This window comes from Streptomyces sp. ICC4 (assembly GCF_003287915.1).
In the GTDB taxonomy this organism is placed as follows: domain Bacteria; phylum Actinomycetota; class Actinomycetes; order Streptomycetales; family Streptomycetaceae; genus Streptomyces; species Streptomyces tritrimontium.
Genome location: NZ_CP030286.1, coordinates 431,332 through 442,799 on the forward strand (window position 1 = coordinate 431,332; position 11,468 = coordinate 442,799).

Sequence of the window (11,468 nt, forward strand, 5' to 3'; positions counted from 1 at the left end):
GGACCGGCTGGTTCGGGGCCAGTCGGGTATGCCTCAGGTGGTGCTGGTTGCCTCGTCGAGCTCGGCCTGTACCTGAAGGGTGAGTTCGTCCCGGCGGTCCCGGCCGATGGGCAGTCCGTGTGCGCGTACGGCTTTCTCGATGTGGCGGCTGGAGGCGCGGCCATTGCGTCCGGTCGGGGCGTTGCGCGCGATGACGAGGAGCTCGTCGAGCGGGACGGTGGCTTTGCGACCGGCGCGCTTTTTCGGCGGGGTCCGGGATTCCGCCACTTGCTCGACGCCTTGCGCCACTGTGCTGACGGCCGCTTGTTCCGTGGGAGTGCTCTCACCGTGGCGGAGGCCGCTGGGAGCGGACGAGGGGGACTCGGGTAGGGGGGCGGTTCCGGAGTCCACCAAGGGGTTGTCGCGGTTGACCACAGAGTTTGTGGCGTCGGGGAGGGAGACCTCGGGCGGGCTGCTGGCACCCGGATCCGGCATTGCGACGAGGCGGTGCACCTGACGCATCAGGACGCCGAAGGCGAGCAGCGCAGCAGTCGGCGGGACGGCGGCGACCACGTAGTCGAGGACGGGGACCGGGGTGTCCCCGCTGCCGCTGACCCCGGCCACGTTGAGCGCGATGGAGCCCACCGACCCGGCAGCGGTCAGCGCGATCGCCCAGCCGTCCGGCTCCCGGCGAAGGCCGGCATGGAGCATGAGCAGCTCGCCGATGACGATGAAGGTGTCCAGGGTCGCCGGCCAGGCCCACTGGCGTATGGGGGAGACCGCCAGGCCGTGGCGTCCGGCGACCTCGGCCAGGTGCGCGTACGAGAGCCAGAACGCGGCAGCGGTCAGCACGAGGATGAATGCTCCCGCTACGACGAGGACGTACTTCCCGGCAGCCTGGGTGCTGGAGCGGGGGTGGGAGACGGGGGCGTTGTTGGTGCTCAGAAGGGTGCTCCGTGTGGGTTTCTGCGGAGGCGATCACGGCGTTCACGGAGGGGGCGTACACGCGAGCCCCCTTCTAAAGGGGGGCTCGCGCGTGAACGCTCTGGCACGTGTACGGCGTACGCGTGCGTGATCGTCTGACCTGCGGGTTTGTGTGAATCGTGTACGTCGGCGAAACCGTGTGGGCGGGGGCGTGCCCCGGGGGCGCGTGTACGCCCCCGTGCACGGTTCGCAGGCCCCGACCGCGGAGCTAGGAGACGGCGCCGATGTGCCTGACGGAGGCGCGGTAGCGGGCCTGCTGGCCGCCTCCGCTGCCGCCTGCGGCGCCTTCGGCCTTGACCGCGAGTCCGGTCTTGACGAGGCGGTCCAGGGTGCGACGGGCCTTCTCGGTGGCGGCGCGGTCGGGGTTGTTCTCGCCGCTCTGGATGAGGGCGAGTTCGCGGACGGTCAGTCCGTCGGGGCGCCCCCGGAGGATCTCGACGGGATCCAGCGCGGGGTCGACCCTGGTGGTGCCGCGCTCGTGGTCGTGGATGACCTGGAGCGGGCCTATCTCCCCGGTGGGGGTCTTGAGGTGGTGGAGCGTGACGGCGAGGTCGCCGGCCTCTCCGCCCACGTACAGGACGCTGCCCGCGCCGGAGACGATGTGCGTGGAGCCGTACACCCGGTCCAGGGTGGGCTTCTGGGCGCGCGGTGTGCCCTCGCCGGCCTTGCGCTGGTGGTGCAGTTCCAGGACCTCGACCCCTTCGCGCATGGCCCGTTGGCGGGCGTTGTTGTACGCGACGCCGAGGGCGTCGTCGACCAGGGTGCTCACCGCGTCCTTCAGGCTGTCGATCACGATCGTGTCGGCCCCGTGGGCATTGGCGAGGTCGGCAAGGAGGTCGGGCTCCTTGTCGAGCGTCGCGGGCAGCGGGCCCTGCCAGACGGCCAGCCCGTCGCGCAACCGCGTCTCGTGCTCGGGCTTGATGCGGCGGGCCAGGGCGCGGGCGATCTGCTTGTACCGGTCCAGCGCCAGGTACAGCACCCGCTTGCCCGGTGCGACCGGCATGTCCAGGACGCTGTCGGCCAGGCCCAGGCGGGCGAAGATCACCTGGTGCGCGAGGGTCGTCTTGCCGACGCCGGGAGCGCCGACGATCATCAGGCTCTCCCCGGAGGACCAGGCGGTCTGCTCGCGGGTGCCCCACAGCGGGTCGGTGTCGGCACCGGATTCGGTGACGAAGCTCCACCCGTCGGTTATGAACCGGGATAGCCGTCCCTGTCCGGACGCCAGGGCGCGCTCGCCCTCGGCGCGGACCTCGGCCGCGACCTCGCTGCGGATCGAGTCGGGGTCGGCGCCCGGCTCCATAGTCCGCTGCACGGTGCGCATGCCGGAGGCGCGCAGGCGCCGCAGGTCCGCCTTCCTCCGCACGATCCCGGCGTAGTGGATCGCGCCGCCGACCGAAGGTGTGGCCTGCGCGAGTTGGTGGAGGTAGGACGCGCCTCCGATGCGATTCAGGTCGTCCTGCTCCCGCAGCCGGTCGGCGAGCACGATCGGGTCGGTCGGCTTGTCCTCGCTGCGCAGGGCCAGGATCGCCCGCCACACAGTCTCGTGCGCGGGGCGGTAGAAGTCCGGCCCCTCAAGGAGGTTGCGGACCGCGTCGATGATGTCGGCGCTGAACATGCAGGCGCCCAAGACCGCGGCCTCCGCGTCCGAGTCGTACGGCGGCACGGCGGTCATGTCGGTCGCGGCGAGGTGTGGCGGGTTCGGCGCGGGGTCGTCCATACTGGACAAGAAGCTCCTCTACGTGCGGGCCACATGGGACGGCAATCCCGGCCTCGCAGGTCAGTCGTTCAGGGATGGGCGGCGTGAGGTTTGCGCTTTGGGCCCCTCGGTGTTGGACCACCGGGGGGCTTTTTGCATGTCTGGCTACGGGATGGCGGGCTCCAGGGGATCGCTGCGGTCTTCTGGGGATGATCGAATCGTACCACAGATTATGCGGTTCGCAGAGATCTATGCGAACCGCAGAAGGTGATGTATGGTTTTGGCATGCCGCGAAACTGTGGCCGCCGCAGCAACAGGAAGGAGGGGTGATGCCGGACGACGAGAGCGACGCCCCCGAGGGGGTGCTGCTCAGCGGCGAGGAGAACGCCGCCGTGCGGATCAAGCTGGAGCGAGAGAAGCGCGGTTGGAGCACCACCGCGCTGTCCGACCTGCTCAACGAGTCGGGTTTCGACATGAATCCGTCCGCGGTCTGGCGCATCGAGAACCGCAAGCGCCGGATCAACCTCGACGAGGCCATCGGCTTCGCCGAGATCTTCGGCGTCCCGCTCAGCAACTTCGTCGGGCCGCCGAGCCTGGCGGCCATGGGCCGCGCCATGGAGCTCATCGACAACGTGGTGGCCACCTATCGGGCCTCCGCGCGCGCCAGCTCCGAAGCCACTAAGGCTCGGGACGAGCTCTCCGCATACCTGGCCGACCATCCGGAGATCAGCGCCGAGGCCGACGCGATGGTCTCCAACGCCATCGCCGCCGAGCTGGTGAAGATCAACACGGAGCGGTACGGGCCACCTCCCGGCGCGTAGCCGCACCCCTCTCCACTCCGCTGCCCTGGGCCCGCAAACCCCCAGGTCGCAGCCGTAGTACCGCCCATCCCATCCCTGAACGACACACCGGCCGGCTCAGGGGGTTGCCGCCCCCGCCCAGCCCGGCCAGAAACCGGAGCACTGCTTGCGCCACCAGGCGATACCCCACACCTCCACCCAGCGCCCGCGCACCGCGAAGGAGGTGACCACCCCCGACACCTTCCTCACCGTGGAGCAGGCCGCCGAACGCCTCGGCACCGGTGTGCGCTTCATCCGGCGCCTCATCCAGGAACGCCGCATCGGCTACGCCAAGTTCGGCAAGCACGTCCGCATCGCCGACAGCGTCCTGTCCGCGTACATCGACGCGAGCACCGTCCCCACCCTCCGCGACGCCCGTTCCCGCTTCGGGAAGGCGGCCTGATGGCGGCCCGCAAGCCGCAGCGGCGGCGCGAATTCGGCACCACCCGCCAGCTCCCGTCCGGCCGTTGGCAGGCCCGGTACTGGGCGCCCGACGGTAGTCGGCGCACGGCTCCGGAGACCTTCGCGACGAAGACGGACGCGCAGGACTGGCTGACCCTCACCAAGGCGGACATCCAGCGCAACCACTGGACCGACCCCGACGTGGGCAAGGTCAACTTCGAGGAGTACGCGCTCAAGTGGGTGGACGAGCGGGGCCTCGCCGCCACCACGGACGAGCTCTACCGCCGGCTCCTGCGCCTGCACGTCCTCCCCGGCTTCGGTGACCTCGACCTGGACGAGATCACCCCGCCGACCGTGCGAACTTGGCGGGCCGAGCGCCTGACCGTCACCGGCGCCACGACGGTGGCCAAGTGCTACCGGCTACTGAGGGCCATCATGGAGACGGCGACCGACGACGAGCTGATCCGCCGCAACCCGTGCCGCATCAGGGGCGCGGGCAGCGAACAGGCCAAGGAGCGCTCGACCGCGACCGTCGCCCAGGTCGACGCCCTCGCCGAGGCCATGGGCCCGCGCTGGCGGCTGATGGTCTACTTCTGCGCCTACGGCCCGATGCGCCCAGAGGAGCAGGCGGCCCTGCGCCGGACCTCGGTCACCCTGGACCCCCTCGCCGTACGGATCACGGAGGCGGCCCCGGAGCTGAACACCGGCCGCCGCGTCGAGGGCGACACCAAGTCGGCGGCGGGCGTCCGCACCATCCACCTGCCGGCCTTCCTCTACATGGAGGTCAAGCGGCACCTGGACTGGTTCGCGGAGAAGGAGCCCGACGGCCTGCTGTTCGTGGGGGAGAAGGGAGCACCGTTCCGGCGCACGTCCTTCGGCCGCAAGTGGGCCAAGGCCCGCGCGAAGGTCGGACTGCCGAAGGACTTCCGCTTCTACGACCTGCGCCACACCGGCCACACCCTCTCCACGCAGTCCGGCGCGACCCTCAAGGACACGATGGTCCGCGCCGGCCAGTCCTCGGAGAAGGCCGCGATGATCTACCAGCACTCCGACGACGAACGTCAGCAGGAGGTCGCCGGAGGCATCGACGCACGGGTCCGCGCCGCCCGCCAGAAGGCGCCGCCGAAGCCGCAGCTCGCGCGGGAAGCATGACCGGCAGGGGCGGAGGCAAGGGAATTGCCTCCGCCCCGTGCGTCGGCGAGGCCACTCGGCATCGGAACCCATTCAAGGGACTGCGTGGCCCGTCGTCAGGGACCATTCGGCCCATGCCAGGAGCGGGGCGGCGCTGGACGATGTGAGTGAAGGCTTTCGTGGCCGTCGGGAGGTGATCGGTCGTGATGTTCTGGTACAACCACGACGTCAGCGGCTGGGGCTGGTTCGCGATGTCGGTCGGCATGATCCTGTTCTGGGCGCTGATCATCACCGTTGCGGTGCTGCTCTTCCGGGCTATCGCCCGCCCCCACGAGCACACCCACGTGCCTGCGACGCCGAGTCCCGAGCAGGTCCTTGCCGCCCGGCTCGCTCGTGGCGAGATCGACGAGGACGACTACCGTCGCCGCCTCGGCGCCCTGCGCCGGGCCGGTCCCGACCCTCAACCATGAGGACGCGCGGGCACAGCACGCTCCCGCCCTCCCCCGAGGAAAGCGAGACGCCGTGAACACCAACCGCAATTACGGCCTATACGCCATCGCCGCGGCGATCGTTCTGGTCGGAGCCCTCGCACTGGGAATCCCGCTGGCGGCCCTGGCCTGGATCGCGATCATTGCCATGTGCCCGCTGATGATGTTCTTCATGATGCGAGGCATGCGCGACAACAGGGACGGCCACGACATGCAGGAAATGGAGGACATGGACCGCAGGCACGACGACCATCCCAGGCCCCGACGGAAGTGACCGCCTGGCAGGGGGCGGGAGGCGGGCACGTCCCGACTGACACCGCTGTCACGGGAACGTCGCCCTGCTCCCCTTCCGCGCCGTCATGCGCCCGCGTGCCGTATCAGCCGTTGCGGCGCGGCTGCGACCGCCGCAGGCTGCTGGCAGGCGAACCGTTTACATGGATGAGCACGTACGCGCCCAGGAGCTGAACGCGCATGAGGCACCCGCCAGGACTTGGACCAAGCGATCCGCGAAAGGATCGGAGCACGGCGGTGCTGGACGTGCGGGGCATGGTGCGTGCCAGTCAGCAGAACACCGTCGCCGCTGTTCTGGGCCGCCGGCCGGGGGTCCTGGACGTCGAGGTCAACCCCGTGGCGCAGTCGGCCACCGTCGTCTTCGACCCGACGCGGACCTCACTGGCCGAGCTGCGCGGCTGGGTGACCGAGTGCGGCTACCACTGCGCCGGCCAGTCGGTGCCGTCGCACATCTGCGACCCGATGGACGAGCCTGACCCGCCCGGCCCCGCGCGAGCGCCCGAAGCCGTGCGGCCCGCGCACGTGGGGCACGAGCCAGAGGTCATGCACTCGCCCCACGAGGCGACGGTGGAGGATGACGGCCATCACGGTCATGGCGGCCATGCGGGGATGTCGATGGCGGCGATGGCCGCCGACATGCGCAACCGCTTCCTCGTCGCGGTGATCTTCTCCATTCCGATCGTGATCTGGTCCCCGATCGGCGAGGAGGTCTTCGGCTGGCACGTGCCCGTGCCGTTCGGGCTCCGCCAGGACGTGTGGGCGCTCCTGCTGAGCCTGCCGGTGATCTTCTACTCGTGCTCGATCTTCTTCGTCGGCGCCGTACGGGCGCTGCGCGCCCGGACGCTGGACATGATGGTGCTGGTGGCGGTCGCCGTCGGCGCGGGCTGGCTGTACTCCCTCATCGTCACGCTCACCGGCGGCGGGGACGTCTTCTACGAGGCCGCCACCGTGCTGGCGTCCTTCGTCCTGCTCGGCCACTGGTTCGAGATGCGCGCCCGCGGAGGCGCCAACGACGCGATCCGCGCCCTGCTGGACCTCGCCCCGCCCAAGGCCGTCGTCCTGCGGGACGGCGAACCTGTCGAGGTCGCCACCGCCGAGGTGGCCGTCGGTGACCTGCTGCTCGTACGCCCCGGAACGAAGATCGCCGCGGACGGGGTCGTGGAGGAGGGCGAGAGCGAGGTCGACGAGTCGACGGTGACGGGGGAGAGCCTGCCGGTGCACAAGGCGCCGGGCTCCGCCGTGGTCGGTGCGACCCTCAACGCCAACGGCACCCTGCGGGTACGGGCGACCAGGGTGGGCGCGGACACGGCACTGGCCCAGATCGTCAAGCTGGTCCAGGAGGCCCAGAATTCGAAGGCGCCGGGCCAGCGGCTCGCCGACCGAGCCGCATTCTGGCTGGTCTTCGTCGCCCTCATCGGCGGTGCGCTCACCCTCGCCGTCTGGCTGCTGGCCACCGACCGCCCCTTCAGCAGCGCGATGCTCTTCGCGATCACGGTGGTCGTCATCACCTGTCCGGACGCGCTGGGCCTGGCCACTCCCACCGCGATCATGGTCGGCACCGGCCTGGGGGCCAAGCGGGGAGTTCTGTTCAAGAACGCGATGGCCCTGGAGACGTCCGCCGGGATCCAGACCGTGGTGATGGACAAGACCGGCACCCTCACCAAGGGCGAACCCGAGGTCACCGAGGTGATCACCGCACCCGGCCGAGACGAGGACGAGATCCTGCGGCTGGTCGCGGCGGTCGAGCGGGAGTCCGAGCACCCGCTGGCCGAGGCGGTCGTACGCCACGCCGAGTCGCGCGGCGTCGGGCCGGCGCAGGCCCGGCACTTCGAGAACGTTCCCGGCCACGGGGCGACCGCCGTGGTGGACGGCCACCGGGTCGCCGTGGGCAACCGCCGGCTGGCCGAACGCGAAGGCGTGGACCTCGGTCCTCTGGCCGCCCGGCGGGACGACCTCGCGGCCACCGGCCGCACCGTCGTCATCGCCGCTGTCGACGGCCAGGCCGCCGCCCTCATCGGCATCGCCGACGCACCCCGGGAGACCTCCCAGGCTGCCGTACGCGAACTGCACGCCCTCGGCATCGAGGTCGTCATGCTCACCGGCGACAACCAGGCCACCGCCGAACGGATCGCGCAGCGCCTGGGCATCGACACCGTCATCGCCGAGGTCCTGCCCGGCGACAAGGCCGCCACCATCGCCGAGCTCCAGCACGGCGGCCGCAAGGTCGCCATGGTCGGCGACGGCGTCAACGACGCACCCGCCCTCGCCCAGGCCGACCTCGGCATCGCCATCGGCGCCGGCACCGACGTCGCCATCGAGACCGCAGACCTCGTCCTGATGCGCTCCGACCCCCTCGACGTCCCCACCGCCCTGCGCATCGGCAGGGGCACCCTGCGCAAGATGCGCCAGAACCTCGGCTGGGCCATCGGCTACAACGCCATCGCCCTGCCCATCGCCGCAGGCGTCTTCGAACCCGCCACCGGCCTGATCCTGCGCCCCGAGATCGCGGCACTGTCCATGTCCGGATCCAGCATCATCGTCGCCGTCAACGCCCTCGCCCTCAAACGCCTCCACCTGCCACGCCCGGCCCCTACGGCCCCGGCGGATGGAGGTGATGGCAATGGCCGGTGACCTGGCCCAGGTCGCGCGCCGGGTACGAGTGCGGCCTACGGTGGGAAATGTGACCGTCCGCGAGCCCCGCACCCCGCCGCAGCCCCAGCCGATGCCGCGGCTCAGGCTGCTGCTCGTTCTCGGACTCACCCTCGGGCTGCTCGGCATGCACGCTCTGGGCACTGCCGCCGCGCTGCCGTCGACGGGCGGCACCGAGCACATGTCCCACCACGTGGCGGCGGCGCAGGCCGGCCCGCAGTACCTGTGCCCCGACGATGACCCGGGCCCGACCCGCCACGGCGGACACGCGGACCAGATGTGCGCATCCGCGGCCCTGCCCGGATCCCCCGGCATCGCCGCGCCGGACACCGCGCCCCTCACCGGCATGCCGAGCGGCATCGCCGACGCCTCGGCCGCGCTGCCGCTCGCGCCGGCCTACGAGCCCGCTGGCGGGCGGGCGCCACCCATGCTCGCCGAACTCCAGATCCTGCGGATATAGGGGCTCCTCCTGTGGCACGCGCCCGAGGCGCAGGCCACGGACGGCCCAGCCCTTCCTTCCCGCATCCGATCACTGGAGCCCAACGAAATGAACACGAACCGATCCCTGCCGCACCGCGCGGCCCTGGCGGCCACCGCGGTCGCCGCCGGCCTGGTCCTGGCCGCGTGCGGCAGCGACAACAGCGCGAACACGGCCGGAACCACTCCCGCGACCACGACCGCCCCGGCGTCGACGGAGGCCGACCGGCACAACCAGGCGGACGTCACCTTCGCGCAGGGGATGATCCCCCACCACCGTCAGGCCATCCTGATGTCCGACATGGTCGCCACCCACGGCGCCTCCGCCGACGTCAAGACACTCGCGGAGAAAATCAAGAAGGCCCAGGCCCCGGAGATCGAGACCATGTCCGGCTGGCTCAAGGAGTGGGGCGAGAAGGTCCCCACCGGCACCAGCATGGACGGCATGGGCCACGGCGACTCCGGCATGCCCGGGATGATGAACGACCAGGACATGAACCAGCTCGGCAACGCCAAGGGCAACGCCTTCGACACCATGTTCCTGACCATGATGATCGAGCACCACGAAGGCGCCATCGACATGGCCAAGACGGAGAAGCAACAGGGCGCCTACAACCCCGCCAAGGCCCTGGCCGACGACATCATCACCTCCCAGACCGCCGAGATCGCCCAGATGCGCACCATGCTCAAGACAGGCTGACAGCGGCAGGGCGGCGACCTCGCCGCCCTGCTCCATCAGGGCCGAGCACCGCGGTTCCCTGAACCGGACAAGATCCCCAATTCGTGTGATCAACAACGGGGCTGCCGGACAGTGGGAGATGACAGCCGGATAGGGTCCCGGCATGGTCACGGCCCGGGCTGCTTTCAGCACGAGGCGGACCCGCCGCCCGGCGGGCCCGCTGCGGCTGCTGTGGCTGGCCGCCCTGCTGTTCGCCTTCCTCTACACGCACGCCGCCGGAGCCGAAAGCGCCTCCGCGCATGTCACCGGTGGCGGCGTCGCAGTGCCCCACCCGGCGCTCGCGGAGACCGAAGGTGCCCGGCCCGACCACGACGAGACGTCCGACGGGCGCGACCACGACAGCGGGCACTCCCACCCCGCCGCGGCGTGCGCCACCATCCACCTGCAGCAGGGCTGCGACCTGCCCGGCCCGCCACTGGTCCCCCTCGCGGAGCTGGCTCCCGCCGACGCCGGGACGACGCCGCAGTCCTGGTGCCGGACCTTCCCGGCAAGCCTTCCTTCCTTGCACAGTTCCCTCGGCTCAGTGGTGCAACAGGTATAGATCTGGGCGCTTTGCCCTGATCTGCCCTGACTCTCGTTGTCGACCCCGGCCCGCCCCACAGCGGGTTCGTCAGCGATGAGCCCCGCCCGCAGCACCCAAGGAACTCGCACATGACCTCCACCCAGCTCCTCGGCGCCCGGACCCCAGACGCCGCGCCCGCCCCTCCCGCCGTGGGGCGGGCCGCCCGGCGCAAGCAGCACTCCTCCCGCAAGCGGTCGTTCGCCGCCCGCTACCTCGGATACGTCGGCTACTTCGTCGGCGCCGGCCTCATCAGCGGCGCGGTCGTCCACCACCCGCTCGACCCCGACCGCTACACCCGAATCGCCGTCTACGGCGCCCTCGTCTTCCTCGCGGCGACGGTCCTCAACGAGTTCCTCCTTACCCGGGAGCGTCCCGGGCTCCCGCGCATGCTGGCCGTGATCGGCTCCTCGCTGCTGCTCTCGTTCGGCATCGGCATGCTGAGCGGCGGCCTCCAGCACTTCGACGACTTCCCTGCCCGCGGCGCCGTCCTCGTCCCCGCCGGTCTGGTCGTCTCCTTCGTCGCCTACGTCATCAAGGACGCAGACACGCCCTGGCACCGGATCTTCGGCCTTGTGGGACTCGCCGTCCTCGCCGTGGCGGCCCTCGCCCTCTTCGGCCTGCGCGAGGTCGCCGCCTCGATGGAAGGCGCCCCGGGCGGCGGGCACAGCCATGGAACCGAAGGGGAACCGGCAGACAGCCACGGCTCCGCCCCCGAACCGACCGCACCCGTACCGACTACCCCTGCCCAGGGCGCCTCTCCCACGCCGAAGCCCTCTTCGCCTGCACCGACCCACAACGACGGGCATGCCCACTAGGGACTTGCCGCCAACGGCGGCTTTGTGGAAGCGAATTCACACAAAGCCGCCCGAGTGTGGTGCAGGTCACACGAAAGGCGTCTCGCGATTCGAGACGACCTGGGCTTGAGGTGGCCGATGTGGTGCGCCGCGACCCCTCCGAGCAGGCGATTCCCGCGAGTTGGGGCACGCGGAGGGCACGGCAAGGGCTGAGAGGTCTAGACAACGAAGAAGGCCCAGGTCGCTGACCTGGGCCTTCTTGTAAGAGCGGATGACGGGAATCGAACCCGCGCTATAAGCTTGGGAAGCTCATGTTCTACCATTAAACTACATCCGCATATCGGTCCAGTTGTCCGGAGCCGTATCGTTCCTCACCCTACCCCATGATCGGCCCCCGGTGAATTCACCGCGGGGTCGCCTTCGCGTGTGGGGTGCAC

At 70.6% G+C, this 11,468-nt stretch carries 12 protein-coding genes and 1 tRNA gene; 10 read left to right on the forward strand and 3 right to left on the reverse strand.

What is annotated here, in order from left to right; genetic code table 11:
• Positions 1-33 precede the first annotated feature (33 nt).
• Together DRB89_RS02125 and DRB89_RS02130 are read right to left on the reverse strand one after the other, a co-directional pair.
• Complete coding sequence (locus DRB89_RS02125; RefSeq protein WP_343234495.1) at positions 34-831, reverse strand: DUF2637 domain-containing protein; 798 nt, start codon at positions 829-831, stop codon at positions 34-36.
• A gap of 340 nt (positions 832-1,171) precedes the next feature.
• On the reverse strand, positions 1,172-2,680 hold the full coding sequence (locus DRB89_RS02130; RefSeq protein ID WP_239516725.1) for a DnaB-like helicase N-terminal domain-containing protein: 1,509 nt from the start codon (positions 2,678-2,680) through the stop codon (positions 1,172-1,174).
• Between the two features lie 308 nt (positions 2,681-2,988).
• On the opposite strand from DRB89_RS02130, the gene DRB89_RS02135 reads away from it, so the two are divergent.
• The 10 genes from DRB89_RS02135 (at position 2,989) to DRB89_RS02180 (ending at position 11,052) form a co-directional block, all read left to right on the forward strand.
• Entirely contained in the window at positions 2,989-3,480 is a 492-nt protein-coding gene (locus DRB89_RS02135; RefSeq protein ID WP_112446207.1) for a helix-turn-helix transcriptional regulator, read from the forward strand.
• A gap of 202 nt (positions 3,481-3,682) precedes the next feature.
• Positions 3,683-3,901, forward strand: coding sequence for an excisionase family DNA-binding protein (locus DRB89_RS02140; protein ID WP_037793234.1), 219 nt, complete (start codon positions 3,683-3,685; stop codon positions 3,899-3,901).
• Positions 3,901-5,052 carry a site-specific integrase gene (locus tag DRB89_RS02145; RefSeq protein ID WP_112446208.1) on the forward strand — a complete coding sequence of 384 codons (1,152 nt, stop codon included), beginning with the start codon at positions 3,901-3,903 and terminating at the stop codon, positions 5,050-5,052. The genes DRB89_RS02140 and DRB89_RS02145 overlap by 1 nt, the downstream gene beginning before the upstream one ends.
• A 185-nt stretch (positions 5,053-5,237) precedes the next feature.
• The gene (locus tag DRB89_RS02150) at positions 5,238-5,501 is read left to right on the forward strand and encodes a hypothetical protein (protein ID WP_037793232.1); all 264 of its coding nucleotides are present in this window, start codon (positions 5,238-5,240) and stop codon (positions 5,499-5,501) included.
• Between the two features lie 52 nt (positions 5,502-5,553).
• Positions 5,554-5,793 (forward strand): DUF2933 domain-containing protein, encoded by a 240-nt coding sequence (locus DRB89_RS02155; protein WP_112446209.1) that lies wholly within the window; start codon positions 5,554-5,556, stop codon positions 5,791-5,793.
• 254 nt (positions 5,794-6,047) lie between these two features.
• Positions 6,048-8,441, forward strand: a complete 2,394-nt coding sequence (locus DRB89_RS02160; RefSeq protein WP_239515981.1) for a heavy metal translocating P-type ATPase — start codon at positions 6,048-6,050, stop codon at positions 8,439-8,441.
• A gap of 49 nt (positions 8,442-8,490) precedes the next feature.
• Positions 8,491-8,919, forward strand: coding sequence for a DUF6153 family protein (locus DRB89_RS02165; RefSeq protein ID WP_239515982.1), 429 nt, complete (start codon positions 8,491-8,493; stop codon positions 8,917-8,919).
• A gap of 87 nt (positions 8,920-9,006) precedes the next feature.
• On the forward strand, positions 9,007-9,636 hold the full coding sequence (locus DRB89_RS02170; protein WP_112446211.1) for a DUF305 domain-containing protein: 630 nt from the start codon (positions 9,007-9,009) through the stop codon (positions 9,634-9,636).
• Positions 9,637-9,778: 142 nt separating this feature from the next.
• The gene (locus tag DRB89_RS02175; RefSeq protein WP_112446212.1) at positions 9,779-10,216 is read left to right on the forward strand and encodes a hypothetical protein; all 438 of its coding nucleotides are present in this window, start codon (positions 9,779-9,781) and stop codon (positions 10,214-10,216) included.
• A gap of 110 nt (positions 10,217-10,326) precedes the next feature.
• Entirely contained in the window at positions 10,327-11,052 is a 726-nt protein-coding gene (locus DRB89_RS02180; RefSeq protein ID WP_037793166.1) for a hypothetical protein, read from the forward strand.
• Between the two features lie 245 nt (positions 11,053-11,297).
• On the opposite strand, the gene DRB89_RS02185 is transcribed toward DRB89_RS02180, so the two are convergent.
• Positions 11,298-11,368, reverse strand: a tRNA-Gly gene (locus tag DRB89_RS02185).
• Positions 11,369-11,468: the final 100 nt, after the last annotated feature.

Excerpts from the sequence above, each read along its gene's own strand:
- DRB89_RS02175 (WP_112446212.1), top strand. The coding sequence starts at position 9,779 with ATGGTCACGGCCCGGGCTGCTTTCAGCACGAGGCGGACCCGCCGCCCG.
- DRB89_RS02150 (WP_037793232.1), top strand. The coding sequence starts at position 5,238 with ATGTTCTGGTACAACCACGACGTCAGCGGCTGGGGCTGGTTCGCGATG.
- DRB89_RS02145 (WP_112446208.1), top strand. The coding sequence starts at position 3,901 with ATGGCGGCCCGCAAGCCGCAGCGGCGGCGCGAATTCGGCACCACCCGC.
- DRB89_RS02130 (WP_239516725.1), bottom strand. The coding sequence starts at position 2,680 with ATGGACGACCCCGCGCCGAACCCGCCACACCTCGCCGCGACCGACATG.
- DRB89_RS02135 (WP_112446207.1), top strand. The coding sequence starts at position 2,989 with ATGCCGGACGACGAGAGCGACGCCCCCGAGGGGGTGCTGCTCAGCGGC.
- DRB89_RS02180 (WP_037793166.1), top strand. The coding sequence starts at position 10,327 with ATGACCTCCACCCAGCTCCTCGGCGCCCGGACCCCAGACGCCGCGCCC.
- DRB89_RS02170 (WP_112446211.1), top strand. The coding sequence starts at position 9,007 with ATGAACACGAACCGATCCCTGCCGCACCGCGCGGCCCTGGCGGCCACC.